General features: G+C 42.9%; 15 protein-coding genes. 1 reads left to right on the forward strand and 14 read right to left on the reverse strand.

The features are described 5' to 3' along the window. From WC615_RS14790 to WC615_RS14840, 11 genes are all read right to left on the reverse strand, one after another. The coding region (locus WC615_RS14790) for an MG2 domain-containing protein (RefSeq protein ID WP_372978859.1) at window positions 1-2,886 on the reverse strand (2,886 nt) is incomplete at its 3' end. A 224-nt stretch (window positions 2,887-3,110) separates the two neighbouring features. Then, window positions 3,111-5,744 carry an amino acid adenylation domain-containing protein gene (locus WC615_RS14795; RefSeq protein ID WP_372978860.1) on the reverse strand — a complete coding sequence of 878 codons (2,634 nt, stop codon included), beginning with the start codon at window positions 5,742-5,744 and terminating at the stop codon, window positions 3,111-3,113. A gap of 105 nt (window positions 5,745-5,849) precedes the next feature. Then, window positions 5,850-7,037, reverse strand: coding sequence for a glycosyltransferase family 2 protein (locus tag WC615_RS14800; RefSeq protein ID WP_372978861.1), 1,188 nt, complete (start codon window positions 7,035-7,037; stop codon window positions 5,850-5,852). Between the two features lie 20 nt (window positions 7,038-7,057). Next, window positions 7,058-8,401: a lipopolysaccharide biosynthesis protein gene (locus WC615_RS14805; RefSeq protein ID WP_372978862.1), complete on the reverse strand. Its 1,344-nt coding sequence runs from the start codon at window positions 8,399-8,401 to the stop codon at window positions 7,058-7,060. A gap of 15 nt (window positions 8,402-8,416) precedes the next feature. Beyond that, complete coding sequence (locus WC615_RS14810) at window positions 8,417-9,031, reverse strand: DapH/DapD/GlmU-related protein (RefSeq protein WP_372978863.1); 615 nt, start codon at window positions 9,029-9,031, stop codon at window positions 8,417-8,419. A gap of 13 nt (window positions 9,032-9,044) precedes the next feature. Beyond that, window positions 9,045-10,550, reverse strand: a complete 1,506-nt coding sequence (locus WC615_RS14815) for an O-antigen ligase family protein (protein WP_372978864.1) — start codon at window positions 10,548-10,550, stop codon at window positions 9,045-9,047. Window positions 10,551-10,557: 7 nt separating this feature from the next. Next, window positions 10,558-10,695: a hypothetical protein gene (locus WC615_RS14820; protein WP_191176713.1), complete on the reverse strand. Its 138-nt coding sequence runs from the start codon at window positions 10,693-10,695 to the stop codon at window positions 10,558-10,560. Window positions 10,696-10,742: 47 nt separating this feature from the next. Next, window positions 10,743-12,890, reverse strand: a complete 2,148-nt coding sequence (locus WC615_RS14825; protein WP_372978865.1) for an exopolysaccharide transport family protein — start codon at window positions 12,888-12,890, stop codon at window positions 10,743-10,745. A gap of 3 nt (window positions 12,891-12,893) precedes the next feature. Then, entirely contained in the window at window positions 12,894-13,577 is a 684-nt protein-coding gene (locus WC615_RS14830) for a TolC family protein (protein ID WP_372978866.1), read from the reverse strand. Window positions 13,578-13,581: 4 nt separating this feature from the next. Then, window positions 13,582-14,676 carry a sugar transferase gene (locus WC615_RS14835; RefSeq protein WP_372978867.1) on the reverse strand — a complete coding sequence of 365 codons (1,095 nt, stop codon included), beginning with the start codon at window positions 14,674-14,676 and terminating at the stop codon, window positions 13,582-13,584. Continuing rightward, complete coding sequence (locus tag WC615_RS14840) at window positions 14,654-15,043, reverse strand: two-component system response regulator (RefSeq protein ID WP_191176717.1); 390 nt, start codon at window positions 15,041-15,043, stop codon at window positions 14,654-14,656. The genes WC615_RS14835 and WC615_RS14840 overlap by 23 nt, the downstream gene beginning before the upstream one ends. A gap of 296 nt (window positions 15,044-15,339) precedes the next feature. On the opposite strand from WC615_RS14840, the gene WC615_RS14845 reads away from it, so the two are divergent. Further along, window positions 15,340-16,833, forward strand: a complete 1,494-nt coding sequence (locus WC615_RS14845; protein ID WP_372978868.1) for a gluconokinase — start codon at window positions 15,340-15,342, stop codon at window positions 16,831-16,833. Here WC615_RS14845 and WC615_RS14850 read toward each other — a convergent pair. The 3 genes from WC615_RS14850 to WC615_RS14860 form a co-directional block, all read right to left on the reverse strand. Then, window positions 16,830-17,234: a hypothetical protein gene (locus tag WC615_RS14850; RefSeq protein ID WP_372978869.1), complete on the reverse strand. Its 405-nt coding sequence runs from the start codon at window positions 17,232-17,234 to the stop codon at window positions 16,830-16,832. The two genes, WC615_RS14845 and WC615_RS14850, sit on opposite strands and share 4 nt — an antisense overlap. 78 nt (window positions 17,235-17,312) lie before the next feature. Next, window positions 17,313-19,712, reverse strand: a complete 2,400-nt coding sequence (gene topA, locus WC615_RS14855; RefSeq protein ID WP_372978870.1) for a type I DNA topoisomerase — start codon at window positions 19,710-19,712, stop codon at window positions 17,313-17,315. 213 nt (window positions 19,713-19,925) lie between these two features. Continuing rightward, window positions 19,926-20,601, reverse strand: a 676-nt coding sequence (locus WC615_RS14860; protein ID WP_372978871.1) for a tRNA methyl transferase PRC-barrel domain-containing protein, incomplete at its 5' end; no start/stop codon positions are given.

Genomic DNA, 20,601 nt, shown 5'->3' on the forward strand with positions numbered 1-20,601 from the left:
GTAACGGCCCCAATCGGCCTGGTTAATTTTAAGGTTCCATTTACCTTTACCGTTTACCAGTTGCACGTTTTCGGTTTTGATGAGCTTGTTGTAACGGTCCTGCGTAAAGTTGCTTAGCTCGTTACCTGTCTCATCCCACCACCAGCGCCATTGGATCTTGTAAAGCTCAACCTCTACGTTACGGCTGCCTGCAAACGGAGTGCCTTTTGTATCTACATCGGCTATTTCTATTTCATGGGTTTTGTCGGTCACCAGCATGCCGCTCAGGTTGCTGCCTTTTGGTGTTTTAATGCCCACGTAGCCATTATAAACATTATAAGGCATACTGGCTTGCTGTAAACTGAAATTACCGCCCGGCTCAAATACTTTCACTACAAAGTTTGCCCGCAGTTGCCCCGGCGCTTGCTTTTCAACGTTGATGTTGGTGTTAACGGTGGCTACACCGGTTTCATTTAGTTTACCATCAAAAACGGTTTGCGTTTGGGTGTTGAAGGCCAGGGTAGGGTCGTCAAAATTATAATCATCGTAGCCTTTAAAGCTTGTTTTTTGCGATGACAGGAAGGCATCAACCTTGGCTTTTAAATTTTGCGCCGCGCCGCCAAAAAGCCATTGCGCGCTTAATGTACCGTTGGCACCACTGCCTTTGGTTAGCTCGGTTGCGCCGCCAAAGTCAAGTTTTAGCTTCAGGCGGTTTGGCATAATGGTTTCTACCTTTATCTTCTTCTCGAAGGTTGCGCCGCCCACTTTTATCCGCGCATTCCAGTTACCGGTAGGCGAGGAGGTTTCGGTAGCTACGTGAAAGCTATAGAAACCATCAACAGAACTTGTGCGCGTAAGGCGTTTATAAAGCTGGCCGTTAGGGTTATATAATTCAAATTCAACAGGATGGTCTATCGGAAGGGTTTTTAGCTTATCTTCTAAAATAAAGGTTGTAAATATCGAATCGCCCGGGCGCCATACACCGCGTTCGCCGTAAATGAAACCTTTCAGACCGTTCTGTACCTCTTCTCCGCCTACGTTAAAGCGGGATAGTGGGAGCGAGCTGCCATCATCCAGTTTCAAATAACCGCGCTCTTTGCCTTTTTTGGCTACCAATAAATAAGGCTTACGTTTTAGGTTAAAGGTTGCCATACCGTCGCCATCAGATGTGGTTTTAAAGATCACCTGCTTCTGGTAATCCAGTAATTCCAGCTCAACGCCGCTCATAGGCTCGGCGCTCAGGATATTGGTTACGGCAACCGTCATGTTGTTATCGTTGCCACGTTTGGCTATCAGGCCAATGTTTGATGCGATGATGTTACGGGTAGCCCAGCGCTGTTTGCTGAAATACGATTCAGTACACGGGTCATTACGGTCCTGCCAGCTATAATTTTCGGGGTAATAGTTATCATAACGCTGCCAAAACTCATCATCTTCATCATTTACTTTGCTGATGTTATCCCCGCCATATTCATTTTCTTCATAATCGCTTTCATCATTGGTTTTGGCAATAAGTTTGCCTGCGCTGCAATTGTATAACGAGTACTCTTTTCTGAAACCAATAATTACGCGATAGATAGCCCCCGGTTCGGCGCGCATCAACTGGTCTACATCCAGCATAAAGCGGTTCTTTTTGGTTAGGTTGAGGCTTTTATCATTATCTAAACGGATGGTTTTTTGCACAATGGGTTTACCCACGTGGCGTAACTCGAAACCGCCGTCGAAACCATTATTCTGGAAATACTGCGGAACATTATTCTCATAAATTTTGATAATGCTTACATCAACCGCACTTAGGTTAACGGCTTCAAAAGGCATCATCAGTTTGCCCGAATCAGGAAGGATCACACCTTTGCCTGGGATGGTTACCGCTGGTTCACGGTTCTCAAAAAATACATTGGCTGTAAAGGCCTGTTTTATTTTGCGATGGTAAATATCTTCAACACCCTCGTTCACAAAAACGCTGAAGTTTCCCTGCAGGCGTTCGGGGGCGTAAACTTTCACAATGCTGCCATCAATAGTATAGGCCATGTTTGCGCCATTGGTAATACCAATAAGGCCGCTAAGTTCCTGCCCAACCAAAATAGGGTCGGAGAATTGAACGGAGATGTATTGGTCGTTATCCTGTACGGCTTTTATGTCCAGTACTTTAAATTCGCCAAGGGCAGGCACACGGAATTCCTGGTTGCCTTTTTTATCTATGTCTAGCTTGCCGCCATCCCAGTTAATAGTAAGCGAATTGGCACTTGTTGTACGGGTTATTTTGGTGATGGTAAACTGGTGCGAACGTGTTACCGGGTTATGCTGCCAACTTACTTTAACAGGTGTAGCATAATTTACAGCAAGCATTTTTTCGATACCGGCCTGGTCTTCGCCATCGGCTGTAAGCAAGGTGCCTATGAGTTTCATTTTCTCGCCAGAAGTAGCACTTTCGCTTTGTAAACCGGCAAAACTGATACTAAAATCGGGTTTAATGGTTTGGAAACCGAACTTGAAATGTTCAAAATCGCCGTCTACTTTAATGATCTTGCCCAGGTTAAAATCGGCATCATATTTTTTATCAGGGTTTAAAATTGCTTCGGGGCGAAACTCTATCGTGCGGTCGTCTATCCAATAGGCTTTTCCTTTTATGGATGGTGAAAAGTCAAAGATACCATCCTTTAATTGTTCATTTTGTGCATGGGCAACCTGTACCTCACCGGCCAGTTTTATGCGGATGGTGCTTTGCTTGGAAATAACACCCGTAGTGTACGATTCGATATACTTACCGAACGCGGCATCAACTTTTTGCTGCTTGTTGCGATGGTGCTGCCGGGCAAAAAAAATGACCAGCGCGATCAGTATAAGAGATATGGATAGAATGATTTGTCCCTTTCTGGAACGGAAAAGGTTAGCGAAGTAATTCATGGCAGGTTGGTAAATTGCTATGAATTTATAAAAACTTTTGGGATATTATATACCTGAAAGAAAATTATTTAATCGGGTATAAGTGTTCACGTTCACTGCCGTGAACGCTCGTTAATATTGTAAATATTTGACAATCAGATACTTGTTAATTTGGCTATTGACGAGCATCAAAACGAATTAAAACGACTCAAAACGTCATAAAACGCCCTGCGTTGAGAATCTGCTTAATCCCGGTTCTCTGCTGCTTTATCCAAACATTCCTGCAATACTTTGGCGAATTGCTTATCGTTTGGCGGGGCGAAGATGGTATTGTGTTCGCCGGGGATATCATGCACGTTCACGCCTTTCAGGGCGAAGGGTTTCCAGCCCAAAAACTTAAAATCATCCATGTAGAAGGTGTGTTTTTTAGCGCGGAAAAGCTCGATAGCGATATTTACCGGTGTTAAAAGGTAGTTACGCTGCGCAGCAAGGCTTTTCTCGTGGATATCATCTGTATACGCCGAGAAGCCTTCTTTCTTCTTCACCTTATCAGGGAAGATGTTCTTATAGATCTTTTGGATGCGGCGACCGATCTCGCGGCTTTTATATTCTATGGTGCGTTTAGGGTCTTGAACCAACAACACGGGGGTAAAGGCCAGTTGTTTTACAAAGAACCAGCCGTTGGTCAACTTCCTCTTTAACCACGAGTCATAGATCTGGGTTTGGTCGGCGTAGGTATCAAACATGGCAAGCATTTTAACATCCTTGCCCATGGCCAGCATTTGCTTGGCCATTTCGTAAGCTATTAAACCACCAAGCGAATAACCGGCAACCGCGTAAGGGCCAACCGGGTCGTGGTTGATGATCTCGTCTACGTAATTGGCAGCAATCTCTTCCATCACATCTAGCGGTTCGTCTATACCATTCAGGCCTTTTGCCTGTAGCCCGTAAACGGGCTGCTCTTCGTCCATGTTCATAGCCAGGGCGTTAAACAGCAATACATTCAGGCCGGCGCCGTGTACAATATATAAAGGCATTTTGCTACCTTTTGGCTTAATAGGCACCAATGACTCCCATGTAATGGCCTCGGCATCAATCTCTAACCTTGCAGCTAATTTTTCTACGGTGCTATATTCAAATAATGTGGCCAGGGGCAGGCGTTTGCCGGTTTCCTGCTCTAAACGCGCCATTATTTTAACTGCCACTAATGAGCGACCGCCAAGCTGAAAGAAGTTATCAAAAATGCTGATCTGGTTCAGTCCCATCATTTCTTCCCATATATCGGCAACCAGTTTTTCATTACTGGTGCGCGGGGCAACATACTCGCCCGAACGGTTAATATGGCTATAATCGGGCTTTGGCAGGGCCTTGCGGTCTATTTTGCCGTTTGGTGTTGAGGGTATAATATCCATCAGCACGTAATCATCAGGCATCATATATTCGGGCAATACCTCAAATAATGCAGCGTCCCATTTATCCAATGTGCTTTTTTCGGGGATGCCCGTTGCGCCTGATTCTAATACCACATAAGCCACCAATCGGGGGATGCCGGGGGTATCTTCGCGGGCAATAACAACGGCTTGTTTAATACCTTCCTGTTTGCAAAGGTTATGTTCTATCTCGCCAAGTTCAATACGGTAACCACGCACTTTTACCTGGTGGTCTATCCGGCCAAGGTAAACAATGTCGCCATCGGGTTTTAGTTTGGCCAGATCGCCGGTGCGGTAAATTTTTTCGCCGGGGGTGAAGGGGTTATCTATAAAACGTTCGGCAGTTAGTTCGGGGCGGTTTAAGTAGCCCCATGCAATACCAACACCGCCGATAAAGATCTCGCCAATTTCGCCGTTAGTAAGATTATTCTTTTCTTCATCCAGGATGTAAACCTGCGTATTGTCAACCGGCCAGCCTATAGTAATATCGTTGGCATCGGTAACATGTTTAATGATAGAGTAGATGGTGGTTTCGGTAGGGCCGTACATGTTCCACACCTCGTTACTGCGTGGTATCAACCTTTCGGCTAAATCCTTAGCCATGGCTTCGCCACCGCAAAATACTTTTATGGGCAGGTGTTCTTCCCATCCAACTTCCAGCATCATGCGCCAGGTGTAGGGGGTAGCCTGTAATATGGTTACGTTTTGCGTGCGGATGATATCCAGCAGGGCACGGCCATCCTTGGCGGTAATAGAATCGGCCAGGATGATCTGGGCACCCGCACTTAGCGGCAGGTAAATATCAACCCCTGCAATATCAAAGGATATGGTAGCTACGGCAAGCATCTTATCGGCAGATGTAATCCCCGGCGCTTTTTGCAGGCTATACATCAGGTTTACCAAGCTATGATGCGCAATTTGCACGCCCTTTGGTTTACCTGTAGAGCCTGAAGTGTACAGCACATAGGCAAGGTTTTGCCCGGTTACTTTAACATCTGGTGCACCGTTGCTGTTATTTGCAGCATTGGCGAGCGCTTCTTCTATCAAAACCTCAGTGGTGTTTGATGCAAAGTGCCCTTTATATTTTGTAGATGTAAGTAGTATGGTGGCTGCCGAATCATCAAGCATAAACTCGATGCGGTCTTTTGGGTATTCAGGATCGAGCGGTACGTAGGCCGCGCCTGTTTTTAGGATAGCCAGCAGGGAGATGATCAGTTCGGCAGAGCGATCAAGCGCGAGGCCGATAATATCGCCGGTTTTTACCCCTTTTTTGATCAGCTCATGTGCAAGCCTGTTGGCCGTGTTATTTAACTCGGTATAGGTAAGTACAGTATGATGAAAGCTTAGTGCTATCTTATCCGGATGCTTTGCAGCACTTTCGGCGATAAGGCCATGAAGCGATTTTTCTTTTGGATAATCTACCGTTGTATTATTTAATACTACTTCCATACTTTAATAACCCCGGCATTTATAATGAATGCCTTATAATGTTTATGGGTACCTATTTCCCCGTTTTTATATTGATAATTCCGCAACCCGTGTGTACATACGTAATTAGTTTGTACCCGGGTTATGCGGGGTATGAATAAATTTTTTGTTTGCGCCCTTTAATTTAAACAGAAGTGCCAGCATTGTAAAGAAAATTAACGGGATCTTTAACACCGCGCCCAGTAATTTACTGTTAAAGAACTCCGCAGGTACTGCAACTAATATACCAATATAACATAGTGCAGTTGCTGTAAGCCACATTTGCCAGCCGGGGCCAATGCCAGGTGTTAATAATGATATCAAAAGCATCATTGGCATTAAGCCCAGCATCAGTATACGCGGCAAGATGGCCGTTTGATAGATCTCATTAAAGTAATCGAAATTACCGTTTGCAAATAGTTCTTTAAAGCCGGTCAACCCATAAGTTTTTAACAGGTTAAACTGTGCCGATAACCATCTGCGGCGTTGCTTTTTGAACACCTCGGGGTTACTTACCTTTTCATCATAGATGTAAGCTTTGTCGGCATAAGCCACATGGATCTTTTGGCGGGTAAGCACCAAGCCCATTTCTTTATCAAAACCACCCACGGCATCAATCTGCGCCATGGTATCTTTAAACAATTTAAACTCCAGCACCATACCCGAGCCTATGATGGCAGCCGAAAGTTTAAACACCTGCTGCGCCTTACGGAAAATATGGTTGTTGATCTCTTCGCTGATCGCATCAAGTATAGCAACAGGGGTTTCGGTGTTTTTTGCTACGCGATGGCCTTGTATAACGCGGTTGCCGTTATGCAGGTAGTTGTTTATCTGGTGCAGGTAGTCGGGAGCGGCAATATTATCGATATCGAACACCACGGCGGCATCAAAGTCCTGGTGCGTGGCGGCTATGGCCGCGTGCAGGGCTTTTGATTTGGTGCTGTTCTCAAACACTACCTCAACAACCTGTAAAGGCATTGCCTTTAACTTTTCGATGGTTTCGGGCTGCATGGAATCAGCAATAACACAAACGTGAAATTTATCCTTTGGATAGTCAATGGTTAGCGCTTGCTCTGCCGAATTAAGAATGATCTGATCTTCTTTATAAGCGCAGATATAAATAACAAATTTGCTGTAAGCTGTAGCAGCAGGGGGGGGCGTTTGTTTTATCAGCTTACCTAAAACAGAAAACACAAACAGGTACAGGCTATAAATGCCAAGGTATATAAATACCAGGGTGAAAATTATAGAGAGAAGAAATGTTATAAAACCCATTGACACTACTTTTAAATTAACTAAACTTCAACCTTGTCTGTTTTAGATTTATCTAATACATGGTTAATCATGTTTTTTAGCTCCCGGTAACCTATACTGAAAATATCCCTTATTGTAAATTTAAGATGTTTTTTTAACGCCCAGTAACCAAATACCGCTCCTGCAAAAAAAGTGAACAGAGAGGCTATTGCAACCGCGTATAAACTGTGGAAGATAAAAATGCCCACAAAATCGCCGGTTACGTTAACTATTAGCATTAAAAGTACTTTAAGCATGTTTAGGTGCGGCTTGTTGATGATATCCAACGTAATACCAAAAAATCTATCAATGGGCATCAGCATTACATAACACATAAACAGGCGGAAGATATTAACAGCTTCGGTATTGCGGTATTGCTGGCCAAAAAGCAGCTCGATAACAATTTCGCCCAACAAAAAGGCTATAACAGCAATAGGGATAAGTACTACTGTTAACATGCCTGCATACCGTTTCATGATACTGACAACCTCTTCGGGATTGTCTTTGTGAACTGCGGCCGAAAGTTCGGGCATGGCAGTAGCTACACCTGCCCGCATCGGGATCTCAAACACTTCCATTAAGCGTTGGGGAATGTAGTAAACCGCCAGCAGCGCAGGGTTGAACATAGCTTTGATAATAAAGGTATCTGAACTGCGCAACAGATATGAACTGATGGAGGTGCCCACGCTAAACTTGCCGAAATGGGCTAACTGGCCGGCCGTTGCGTTAGTACGATGCCTGATAGTACGAATCTTGGACCAGCCATTAAATATGGTTAGTATTGATGTTACGGCGCTCCCTGCGAAATAGGCATATACCGCTGTTTGAAAAGACAGCTTATGTATAAATATTAAAATGAGGATAAATATAAGGAAGAGGCCCTGGTTAACTATTTGTAAAATAAGCATCCTGCCAAACTTTTCTTCGGCCTGTAAAATGTATGAGGCTATCGCTGAGGGCAGGGTAGTCATGTAAATAATGCCAAACCATTGTATGGTTGTTTCGGCATCGGCGCTTTTGCTATGATAAAACAGGTAAATAAGCCCATCAATGGCAACAAATATCAAGGCCTGCAGCAAGCCTACAAACCAGGCCGATCCCGCAACTTCCATAGCCCTTTTTTTGCTTGCACCCGCGTAAAATTTGATGAGCGATGTTTGCACAAAGCCGTTCCTGAAGGTGTCGGCCAGTAAAATGGTTATTAGCAGGAAAATGTAATTGCCAAAATCGGCTGTGGGGAGGTTGTGCGCCATTAACGAAAGTACCAGCATACCTATTACCGGCATAGCCGCGCTTGTGGCTAATGATATGGTATGCTTGTTTACAAATTTCTTTAAATTGGGCATATATTGCTTATACGGCTAAACCCTTTCCCAGGTGGCAGTTTCGAAATTATATTTTTTGATAACCTTTGCAGGGTTACCCACGGCAACACAATATTCAGGTATATCTTTGGTAACTACGCTGCCCGCACCAATAACTGAGTGTTTGCCAATAGTTACACCGGCGGTAATAACCGCATTGGCACCTATCCAAACATCATCGCAAACGGTAATTTGTTTGGTAACAACTTTTTGTAAGCGGGTAGATATGGTTACATCCTCAAAGCCATGGTTAAGGCCCGATAATACTACATGCTGTGCCATGGTAACATAGTTGCCCAGGGAAACCGGGCCTATCATAATATTGCTTAAGCCGATACCCGTGTGGTGGCCAATAATAATATCGCCAACACCATTGTTTATAACAGCAAAATCTTCTATTACACTGTATGCGCCCAACTCAAAATTGTTAAATGGAAAAATATCAAGGCGCGAATAAAAACGGATAACCGAACCACGGCCGCGTTTGTGTATAAATGGCGTAACAAACCACTTTACCCAAAGCCTTGGCGCAGCCCTGCCGGGTTGTACAATCATCCAGTGTACAAACTTTTTTAAACGCGGATTTGATTTTACTATAGTAAGTAATGACATTCTAAATTTCTTATCAGGCTGTTAATTCAACAGCCTTTTTTTCGGCCAACTCCTGTTGTTCCTGTTTATCCAACCTCAACGTTACATTTAACAATGCACATGCAAGATAAAACAAAATATTCGACGGATATTGTACTAATGCCTGCTGTGGATAATTACCAATATTAAACACAAATATGATCAAAACCATCGCCAGGCAATAAATTTTCAGCTCGGGGTTTTTAATGAGATAGTAATTATTGATACCCGTTTTTAGTATTACAAACATTAAGGTACAGAATAATATCAAACCAATATATCCCATTTCAACAGCAACGCGTACGTAACCACTATCAGGCGGGAATTTGGCCAGGAATGAGTTTGGAGCAAACCGCCGCCCCCATATACCAACCGAACCTAAACCACCGCCAATGGGGTGCGATAGTATATACGGTTTAATACGTTTTTGGTTTTCGGCACGTACGTTAAACGAGGCATCGTCTGACGGCCTGAAAGCCGTTTGAAAACGTTTGATGAATTGGTTTGAGGTAGGCATAAATATTAGTCCGCCTAAAACTATACCCGCGCCAATAACTACTACAAGTATCTTTTTATTGAAATTCATAACCGCCAGCATGGCTAAAGCCGCAGGAGGCAAAACGAATGCCCCCCTGGTGCCCGAGTATAGCATAACCAGGAAAAAGAACGGTATAGATATGCCCAGTATAACTTTTTTGTACGTTTTAATTTTGGTGAACATGATACACAGGCACAAAACAGCTGCCACAACCATGTTGTACGAAAACGTAACCGGATCCGGGAAGATAGCCACTTTACGCAAATGGCCGTTTATATACAGGAAACTTAAGCGCAAAGGGTCCTGGTAGTACCAGGCTTTCTCGAACGGGAAGAGCCCGAAGTTTTCCTGCTGAAAACCTGATATGGCTGATAAAAAAGCAAGTACAAGCCATAACTTAACTAAAAATTTTATAGTAGCTAACGATCGGATCTGGTAAACAAATATAAAGTACATGAGCATGATAAAGCCCACCGTACGTACAGTATACACCCATGCCAGTATTGATGGCGATGCCGGGTTTATTACCTCGAAAAAGTTATACGCCAGCCAGGCAAGCACCAGGTAACTTATGGGGTTTTTAAAATAGCTCCAGTCTTTATCGTATTTAAACTTTAGCAGAAAACCAAAAATAAGCAGGTAGGTAATAGCATCCAGTATGATACCCGAAGGGGTATCAGGCGGTAAAAACTCCGAAACATAGTTCAGGAAGAAGGCCACCACCATTAAAACGGCAATGCCAAATTTGGGATAGGCAACAATTCCCAATACTACCGGTATGCCTATAAAAATAGCCAGCAACCCGCCTGCTGCAAGAATGCCGCCCATGGCAATGGCAACAGCAATAACTAAAGCAACAGGCAAACTAAATAGGATAAGTTTAAGCGTAGAAATTTCACCGGAATGGATCTTTCTGAAAAAGTTAGCTATAAAGCCGGTTTTATGTGCCTGGTTATTAAGCATGGGTGCTTTACAAAAACAGAATTTTTACCGCCCAGCAAAATACACCAACAAATGCTAATGCAATTGCAGCTTTACGTGTTTTTTGTTCAAGAGGGGTAAGGTCTTTAAAAACATCATCCTCGTTTTCTGCCGGTTTTATCCTCATGTAAAATAATTTAAAGGTTTATAGCAGGCAAGTATTGCCGAAGTTTATTAGAACCTGTCCCGTTTAGGGTCGGTTTTATTTAGCACCCAGCCGGCAAATTTACCGTTCAGGTTTTTTAAATACTTAATATCGTCTTTTTGCCATTTGGAGATGCCCTTGTTAGCCTCGAAAACTGCAATAGTTTTATTAGCAAACAGCAACCACTCTTTTGATTTATTAAGCGATGATAGAGGCGGTGTTTCGATGATAATAATGTCGTATTTCGTCTTTAACTCGTTAAACTTGCTGCGAATAAAGTTCTCGTCGCTAAGTTCAAGCAGGGTAACATCTCCGCCATGGGTACCCATTACGTTTGTGGTATTAAAAGCACCGTAGTTATCAGGGTTGTTCTTAAAATAATCTTCCAGGTAAACCTTGGGTTGTACTGTATTGCTAATGGTTGGGTTATCAAAGTTGCCATCTATCAATAATACTTTTTTATTGATCATAGAGTAGGAGTAAGCCAGGCTTATAGCCAAGACGGTTTTCCCTTCATGGTTAGCCAAACTTGTGATGCCTAAAACTTTTTCGCCCCGTAGTTCCTGGTCTATCTCAAAGCGGATAGAGCGGATCAGCTCTTTAAAAAGCCTCATTTTATCGCGGTGCTCAACATCCCAAAGTTTTTTAAGATCAAGCGAACCCATTACCGTATTTAAATGGCCCAGTAGTGGCAAATGAGTACGGTTTACCAAATCGCCGGGTTCTTTAATGGTATCATCAAAAAAGAATATACCAAATAATACAACTACACAAAACGCAAAGCTGATAACGCCCCCCAAAATTATCAGCAGCATTTTTTTAGAAGGTTCGGCAGCATCCGGTGTGGCCGATTCTGCCAGTCGCAGTTTTATTGAAAATGTTGATTGCAGGTTGGTTGCGTTGTATTTATTCAATACATCCAGGTATTCCTTACTGGCAATGTCAATATCGTAGTTAAAGGTTTTAACATTTGCATCAAAGGGTACAAGGCGGTTAAATTTGGCGTTAAGGTCGTTTAACGATCCGGTTATAGCCTTAATACTGTATTTAGCAAGGTCGCGGGTTACCTCAAGTGTAAGTTTTTGTTTTACAAGATCATCCTTGGCGGTTAGCGGGCTGGTGATGTACTTGTCTGACGTTTGGTTTATTTGAGCAGTAAGCTTATTTGATAATGAATCTATAGCGGGTTTTAACTTAGGGCTAAAACCACTCCTTACATACTTGTCTGTAAGTAAATGAAGCTGCTCCTGCGAATTGATCACCTCCTGGTTATACTTGCTTATCGTAGCCTCTATGTATTTACGCTCGCTTGGGTCAAACTTATTGTTGATTTTCTGGATAGCACCATCGTATGATGCCACATCTTTTTCGGCCTGTTGCTTGCGGTCGTTAAAGATCATGATCTGATCGAAAATAGATTTCGACTGCTCATCCAGGTTAATGATGCCGTTCTTTATCTTATAATCCTGCAGCTGCTTGGTTTTGGTATTTAACGCTGTACGTTTTTCGTCGAGCAGTTTGGCAAGGTAGTTAACCGCATCGGTTTCGTTTTGCCTTACAGTATGGGTATAATAATCAATAAACTGTTTACACAATATATTAACCACAAAAGCAGAGAGCTGCGGGTTGTTAGATTCATAGCTTACGGTGATGAAATCACTATCCTCATCCCGGTTTATGTAAAGGTCTTTACGGATCGAACGTTCATCATATTTCATAGAGCGCAGCAATTCGTTAAGGCCTTCTTCGTCCTTATTGTAGTAGGATAAAGGCTGCCTGGTGTTGAATTTATTTGTAAATAGTTCAACAGCATGGGCTCGCGCTGCGGGGTTCATGGTTAAAAAAAGCTTGCTATGGGGTTTAAACGGCACACTATCCGTAAGATCATGCAGGATAAGCTGATAGGATACCTGGTTAATGAGCGTTTTAAGCTTCATTATTTCTATCAGGTTACTAAACTCGTGCGCTATAGATTGTTCTTTGGCTGCGCCGGATGGATCGGCATCAAGCAGGTGGCGCGATTGGTCAACAATACCGGTAGCTATCTGGGCACTTGAAATATATTTATCTGCAAGGTTTTTTACCAGGAAAAAAGAGACAATAATAGTAACCAGCGGAATAATGATCAGCAGGTTTAAATGTTTCCGTAAAAGTTTAAAAAATTCCCCTAACTCCATGCCCTATTTAACCTCTTCTAATTTAACACCCAGAATTTCTTCAAGATTTGCCTTTGATGTAAGCATAGCCAGTTCGCTTTGCACTTTGAATGAATTTTGATTGTATAAACTTGTTAAAGCTTCGTTATAATCATGAAAAGTTGTTTCACCTTTCTGAAACGTGTATTTTAATTGTTTAACGGCAATTTCGCCGTCGGTAACAGCCCTTGCACGGTTACGCAGGTCGGCTTGCGCTTCAAGATAAGCGAAATAAAGGCGTTTTACAGATGCCTCAACACTTAAATTGTATTGCTGCTGCTGGTATTGTGCTATATTAACATTCTCGTGCGCTACGCGTGTAGCAAAAGGTTTTGAAAGCAATGTGCCCAGGTTTACAGAGATGCTTACCTGGTACCCATTGAAAAAAGTTGGGTTAGCCAGGTTTAGCGAATTACGGGGGCTATAAATGTATGAGCCGGTAAACGCATCAAGCCACATCACTTTTGATTGGGTAAGCGTAGCTTTTGCTGCATTTACCTGTGCCTGGCGTACTTTTATTTCGGGGTAGTTCTTTTTTGCGGTTGCTATAAGTTTATCAAGATAAGGGTAATTAACCTCTGTCACAAAACTTTCCTGCGCACGTACGGCTGTAGTGCTGATAGTTATAAAGAGTATTAATATGCTTAGTTTTTTCAATTTTAGTTTCATTTAATTAAACCTTCTCTTTTTGAAACAATGCAGGTACAGTACCAATAATAATTTTCAGGTCGAGCCATAACGAATATTTCTGCGCGTAAAAATTATCAAGCTTTTTACGCTCTCTTTCACTCATATCTTCCTTACCGCGTTTACTTATCTGCCACAATCCCGTTAAACCTGCCGGCCCCAAAAAACGCATCGACCATTCGTTTGAAGTGAGCATCTCGGCCTCGTAAACGGGCAGCGGCCTGTTGCCCACAACAGACATATCGCCCTTAATGATGTTAAACAGTTGCGGCAATTCGTCTAAACTGCTGTTACGTAAAAAGTTACCCAATTTGGTAACTCGTGGGTCGTTCTTTATCTTCACAAAAGCCGATTTTGCTGCTCCCTGTTCTTCGGCGGCGTATTGGTTGTTGGTAACAGCCATTTGCGCTAAAAGTTGGTCGGCATCAGTACGCATACTTCGGAATTTGTAAAAATCGAAGATTTTATATCCGGTACCAACGCGTTTGCTTTTGTAAAAAATGGGCCCTTTCGAGTCTAACTTTATAGCGATGGCAACTAGGACCATAACAGGCAGCAGGCAAATAAACATACCACCGGCTATAAAAAGATCAAGAAAGCGCTTGCCGAAAGGCATTTTATAAGTGGTATCAACTTCTTTTGAAAGTTCTAACAAACGTGGTTTTATCAACTTAAACTTAACCAGGAAGTTTAGCCGCTCGCGCAGGTCGGAGGTAGAGAAGGGGTAAGTGTAAAAATCGTGCAGTTTCATTTGCATGGCTTTTTGCACCTGTGCTTTATTTTTATGGGTTGAGAGCATTACAATGATCAAACCATTCATTAAAAAGTTTTGCCTCAAGCGCTCAACAAGGGCAAAGCACTGTTCATCCTTGTCAACCTCAACTAAAATAATATCCGGGATGGTTAGTATGGATTGATCGCCCAGGTACTCTTCCAGATCCTGGATAGTGTTATTAAATTCTATACGGAAATAATTGGTCAGATCATTGGCGATCAAGTCCTTCAATTCCAAACCTGCATATGCAATCCTGATCTGGGAGTTCGAATTTTCGTTCCAATCAGTTGCTGTCTTGTTCGTCATAAACTTGTAAAGCTTGATTAATGGCCGTTTTTAAGCTTGTAGGGTTAAAAGGTTTATGTATGTAAGCATCTACCTTAAAGGGCATTTTGGCAACCTGTTCATCAAGGTCATGGGCTGCGGAAAGCATAATAACCGGGATGTCTCTATAAAAACCGCTTATTTTAACATTTTTAAGAAATGACTGACCGTCGAAATAAGGCATTTGCAGGTCAGAAATGATCAATTTAGGCATGTTGCCATCCTCCAGCCAGCTAAAAGCTTCAATTCCGTTGTTTTTGACAACTATCTCATAGTCCTTTGATAATATAAAATTGAGTAGTTTTAATATACTCAAATCGTCATCAACAATCAGTAAAGTTTTTTTCATGCCGAATCTAATTCGTGGTTTCTGTTTATAAATATGACACTTTTATATGGAATACCCTTAAAAAATATCATGCCAAATGCCAGCAAATTATCGCTTTGCGCACCAATTATTTATATCACAGCTAACTACGTAAATTTTTTTATTTAGATTTTTTATTAAAAGTAGAGTAATTTATTCGATAGTGAATTAAATTCCGCAATTCGGGAATGTATTTGTTGACAAAAACTACCATTGTGGATTAATTTTTCAATATCTTCTGCTAAGTTTACGCAACCGGTTAAAATAGGTTTCACAATATGCAAAATTACTTTGTTGGCATTGATTTAGGCACGGGCAGTACCAAGGCAGTAGCTATTGATACAGCCGGTAAAACCATTGCCACCGCGCAAAGCTATTATCCAACCAATAACCCCAAACCCGGATATAGCGAGCAAAACCCCGAATTAATTTGGCGGGCTTTTTTAAACTGTATCAGCAAAATAGTAACAAACCTTAAACAAGCCCCAACCGCTATTAGTTTTAGCAGTGCTATGCACAGTATTATGCCTGTTGATGAGTATTGCAATGCTCTTGCCAATGCGATGCTCTGGTCTGATTCGCGTAGCGCGGATGTGGCTCTTAGTATTAGAAATTCTGATGATGGCGAGGATATTTATCGCCACACGGGTACAGCTATTTATGCCATGTCGCCTTTGTGTAAGATAGCCTGGCTACGGCAGAATGATAATGAACTGTTTAAAAAGGCATATAAATTCATCTCCATTAAAGAATACGTTTGGTTTAAACTATTTGGCGCCTTTGAGGTGGATTATTCCATTGCATCGGCCATGGGGATGTTTGATATTTTAGATTTGAAATGGTATGATAAAGCATGTGCTTTGGCGGGCGTTGATGGCACAAGGCTTTCAACACCTGTAGACACCGGTCATAAACGATATTTAGCCGCCGCAGATATTCTACCGGGTATAAGTAAGGCTACAGCCTTTGTTATTGGTGCCAGCGATGGCTGCTGTGCCAACCTTGGCGGCAATGCAGTGCACGAGGGTATTGGGGCATTAACTATCGGTACAAGCGGCGCGGTGCGGGTTGGAAGCAAGGCCCCGGTTTATAATTATGAGGCCATGACCTTTAATTACCTGCTTAAGGCAGGTACATTTATTTGCGGTGGCGCGGTAAATAATGGCGGTGCGGCTGTAGATTGGCTATTGAAAAGCTTTTTAAAAATGGAAACCGTTACCGACGAAACTTACAAGCAGTTATTTAAAGCAATAGATACGGTTAAGCCGGGCAGCGATGGTTTGGTATTTTTACCATACCTGTATGCCGAGCGTGCCCCAATTTGGGATGCCAAAATTTCGGGTGCGTTTATCAATATCAATTTTAAACATCAGCAACAGCATTTTTTAAAGGCGGCCCTTGAAGGTATTTGCTTTGCCCTTAATGATGTGCTTAACGCAGTTGAACAGCCGCAAAAGCCTATCAAAGAAATTGTGGTAAGCGGCGGGTTTATATCATCGGCTACATGGGTGCAGTTACTGGCTGATATTACGGGTAAAAAACTGGTGTTGCTGCAATCAGGCGATTCGTCGGCCATTGGCGCTATTTATTTGGCTATGGAAGCTTTGGGTATGGATATTGAAGGAATTGTGAGTAGCGGGGATGCCGAAAGGGTTGTGGTATTGCCAAATGCCGAAACGCATGCCGTTTACAGCAAGATATTCCCGGTATATAAGAAACTTTATAGCGATATCAGATCATCTGTTCATCAACTGCACGATCTGAATAATTAACCGATCATAACCCCCGGTTTATTGATGACCGGCAGTTTGATGAAGTTATCATCAACGATGCTTTCGGGCAAAAAGATGAACTTTTTGTCAAAGATCTCCCGGCCAATGTAGTAACTCAGCCAGTATTCGTTATTCAGGCCGAAGGTTTGCTCGTCAATGGGTTCTATTAACTTATAAGAGTTTGCTTCAACCAATGGGAATGAATGGCGCAGGGTAGAGGTTTTAACCTGTTCACCGTCTTTTTCGCCGTAGCCTTTTGAAGTAACCAGTACATTCTCTAACGGTATATTTTTAAGGTTGATGAGGTATACGTACCAAACCTTGCTTTCGGCATTTTCGCCCTCTAAGGCAACCGCAACTGCTATATCTTTTACCACGTTTGGAGGAAGGTCTTTTATCATTGTATTATGGTGAGTGGTTGATTAAGTGATTGGTGAGTAGTTTAAAATCATTCACTAAAAACTCAATCAACCAATAACTTACTTTTTCTTCGCTACCGCTTTTTTCTTAGCGGGCGCTTTTTTGGCTGCCGGTTTTGCCGCAGCAACAGTTTTACCAAACCGGCCTTTTTTAGCATCCTTAGGCATCGCATCTGCCAGGGCTTTGCACTGCTCAAAGGTCAGCGTGGTTGGGTCGGTAATATCCTTTGGTATTTTAACGTTCAGTTTACCAAATTCAATATATGGGCCCCAGCGGCCATTTAAAACTTTAACGGTTTCATCCTCAGGGAAAGATTTGATCAGCCTCTCCGCGTCTTTTTTGCGTTTAGCTTCAATCAGTTCAATCGCTTGCTCTTCGGTAACGTCAAGCGGGTCAATCTCTTTCGGTACCGATATAAAAGCGCTGTTGTGGCTAATGTAAGGGCCAAAACGGCCTATTGCCACTTTCATTACTTTGCCTTCATACTCACCAAGTACTTTCGGCAACTTAAATAATTCAAGCGCTTCTTCCAAGCTAATGGTTTCTATACTTTGGCCGGTGCGCAGGCTTGCGTAAAGAGGTTTTTCTTCACTTTCGTCGCTTGGGTTTTCGCCAACCTGTACAAACGGGCCGTAACGGCCAATACGTACCGACATTTTTTTACCACTCTCCGGGTGTACGCCTAATTCGCGTTCGCCGGTGGCTTTGTCGGCAGTTTCGGTAGTGGTTAGTACATCCTTATGGAATGGATCGTAAAATGTGCGGATCATTTTTGTCCAGTCCTGTAAGCCCTGGGCTATCTCATCAAATTGTTTTTCAACGCTGGCGGTAAAGTTAAAATCAACAATACCCTGAAAATGTTGCACTAAAAAGTCGTTCACTACAGCGCCAATATCGGTAGGGAAAAGCTTGCCGCGTTCGGCTCCGGTGTTTTCTACACGGGTATCTTTAGTGATATTATCACCTTTTAAAGTAAGCACACGGAAGTTACGCTGGCGGCCTTCACGTTCTTCTTTAACCACGTAACCGCGGTTTTGTATGGTTGATATGGTAGGGGCATAGGTTGATGGTCGGCCTATACCTAACTCCTCTAATTTCTTCACCAAACTTGCCTCTGTGTAACGGGCAGGCGGGCGCGAGAATCTTTCTGTAGCGGTTAGTTCCTGCAGGTCTAAAACCTGCCCTTTTGTTAAAGGTGGCAGTATAGCGTTCTCGCCATCGGCGGTTTGGTTATCATCATCATCATCGCTGCTTTCCAGATAAACTTTCAGGAAACCATCAAACTTCATTACCTCGCCGTTGGCAACCAGATCTTCTTTACGGGTTGATATACCGATCTTTGCAACGGTTTTCTCAAATTGTGCTTCGCTCATTTGCGATGCTATCGCGCGTTTCCAGATCAGTTCATAAAGGCGCTTCTCGTTACTTTCGCCATCAATAGTATGGTTGTTAAAGTACGTAGGGCGTATGGCTTCGTGGGCCTCCTGTGCGCCTGCGCTTTTGGTTTTATATTTTCTGTGCTGATGATATTTATCACCGTAGGCCGATACAATCTCTTGTTGAGCAGCATTCAGGGCCGTATCAGAAAGGTTCACCGAGTCGGTACGCATATAGGTGATATAACCCGATTCGTACAACCTTTGGGCAACCTGCATGGTACGGGCAACCGAGTAACCTAACTTGCGACTGGCTTCCTGTTGCAGGGTAGAGGTAGTAAATGGTGCTGCCGGTGAACGTTTGGTTGGCCTGGTCTCTAAGGATTTGATATCGAAAATAGCCTTAACGCAATCCTGCAAAAACTTTTCGGCATCATCCTGCTGGGCAAAACGCTCAGGCAGTTCTGCCTTAAAAGCATTACGGCCGGTGCCGAATATGGCAACTATTTTAAAAGCAGCTTCCGATTTGAATTTATTTACCTCGCGTTCGCGGTCGACAATTAACCTAACGGCAACTGATTGTACACGACCTGCAGAAAGGGATGGCTTAACCTTTTTCCATAAAACAGGAGAAAGTTCAAAACCTACCAAACGGTCAAGAACTCGGCGCGCTTGTTGGGCGTTTACCAGGTTATAATCTATTTTACGCGGATTTTCTATCGCCTTCATAATTGCCGGTTTTGTGATCTCGTGGAAAACAATGCGGCGGGTATCGGGCTCTTTTAATCCTAAAGTTTCAAATAAGTGCCATGATATGGCTTCCCCCTCGCGGTCCTCATCGGACGCGAGCCATACAATGTCTGCTTCTTTAGCTAATTTCTTTAATTCGCTCACTACCTGCTTCTTATCGGCAGGCACTTCATATTTTTGATTGAAGTTGTTGTTGATATCAATGGCATCTTCAGACTTCACCAGGTCGCGGATATGGCCGTAACTTGATTTTACGGTAAAGTCCTTGCCGAGGTATCCTTCAATGGTTTTGGCTTTCGCCGGTGATTCAACTATGAGTAAATTTTTAGCCATTTAAGCGGGTGTTTTTTTGCAAAGAAAACATAAAATGCATTAGAAACACAAATTTGTTTTTTTGTATGAGTGTTATCGTGGTAAATAAAGTAGCGGTAAAAATGTTTTATTGGGGTAGATTTTGAACCTTTCCACCAACCGTAATGGCGCAAGCAAGGCGTATATGCAAAGTACTGAGATTGCTTCGTACCTCGCAATGACGCGCGGGGAATATTATATCAAAAAGCCACCACCCAACAAATCGTTACCTTCATAAAATACTGCCGACTGGCCCGGAGCAATCCCCGATACCATGTGATCGAACGATACTTTCATGTGGTCGCCAATTTGTACGATCTTGCTTTCGGTACCTGCATCCTTATAACGGATCTTGGTAACGGCTTCAATAGGTTCTTTAATGCTTTCGTATTTAACCAGGTTAAGGTTACGTACCCAGGCTTCTTTCTTTTCCAGTTCTTCTATTGTACCCAATACAACCGTGTTGTTTTCAGGCTGAATTTTTGTCACGAACATCGGTTTACCCAAAGCAATGCCCAGGCCTTTGCGCTGGCCAATGGTATAATAAGGATAACCCAGGTGTTTGCCTATAACGGTGCCATCAGTTAATACAAAATTACCGGGCCCAACACGTTCGTCAAGGTCTTCTACTTTATGTCTTAAAAATGCGCGGTAATCGTTATCCGGCACAAAACAGATCTCGTAGCTTTCGCTTTTGCCTGCCAGTTCCAGCTGACCCATATCAACAGCCATCTGCCTGATCTCCGGCTTAGAAAAACTCCCTAATGGGAATTTTGTACGCGCAAGGTTTTGCTGCGATACACCCCAAAGTACATATGACTGGTCTTTGTTTTCGTCCTTACCCTTTGATATTACGTAGCGGCCGTTGTCC

Origin of the sequence: Mucilaginibacter sp. (assembly GCF_041663085.1) — a bacterium.
In the GTDB taxonomy this organism is placed as follows: domain Bacteria; phylum Bacteroidota; class Bacteroidia; order Sphingobacteriales; family Sphingobacteriaceae; genus Mucilaginibacter.

What these genes read in the sequence shown, in the direction of transcription:
- WC615_RS14805 (WP_372978862.1), bottom strand. Translation starts at nt 8,401, where the DNA reads ATGCCCAATTTAAAGAAATTTGTAAACAAGCATACCATATCATTAGCC.
- WC615_RS14835 (WP_372978867.1), bottom strand. Translation starts at nt 14,676, where the DNA reads ATGACGAACAAGACAGCAACTGATTGGAACGAAAATTCGAACTCCCAG.
- WC615_RS14795 (WP_372978860.1), bottom strand. Translation starts at nt 5,744, where the DNA reads ATGGAAGTAGTATTAAATAATACAACGGTAGATTATCCAAAAGAAAAA.
- WC615_RS14840 (WP_191176717.1), bottom strand. Translation starts at nt 15,043, where the DNA reads ATGAAAAAAACTTTACTGATTGTTGATGACGATTTGAGTATATTAAAA.
- WC615_RS14815 (WP_372978864.1), bottom strand. Translation starts at nt 10,550, where the DNA reads ATGCTTAATAACCAGGCACATAAAACCGGCTTTATAGCTAACTTTTTC.
- WC615_RS14830 (WP_372978866.1), bottom strand. Translation starts at nt 13,577, where the DNA reads ATGAAACTAAAATTGAAAAAACTAAGCATATTAATACTCTTTATAACT.
- topA (WP_372978870.1), bottom strand. Translation starts at nt 19,712, where the DNA reads ATGGCTAAAAATTTACTCATAGTTGAATCACCGGCGAAAGCCAAAACC.
- WC615_RS14845 (WP_372978868.1), top strand. Translation starts at nt 15,340, where the DNA reads ATGCAAAATTACTTTGTTGGCATTGATTTAGGCACGGGCAGTACCAAG.
- WC615_RS14820 (WP_191176713.1), bottom strand. Translation starts at nt 10,695, where the DNA reads ATGAGGATAAAACCGGCAGAAAACGAGGATGATGTTTTTAAAGACCTT.
- WC615_RS14850 (WP_372978869.1), bottom strand. Translation starts at nt 17,234, where the DNA reads ATGATAAAAGACCTTCCTCCAAACGTGGTAAAAGATATAGCAGTTGCG.
- WC615_RS14825 (WP_372978865.1), bottom strand. Translation starts at nt 12,890, where the DNA reads ATGGAGTTAGGGGAATTTTTTAAACTTTTACGGAAACATTTAAACCTG.
- WC615_RS14810 (WP_372978863.1), bottom strand. Translation starts at nt 9,031, where the DNA reads ATGTCATTACTTACTATAGTAAAATCAAATCCGCGTTTAAAAAAGTTT.
- WC615_RS14800 (WP_372978861.1), bottom strand. Translation starts at nt 7,037, where the DNA reads ATGGGTTTTATAACATTTCTTCTCTCTATAATTTTCACCCTGGTATTT.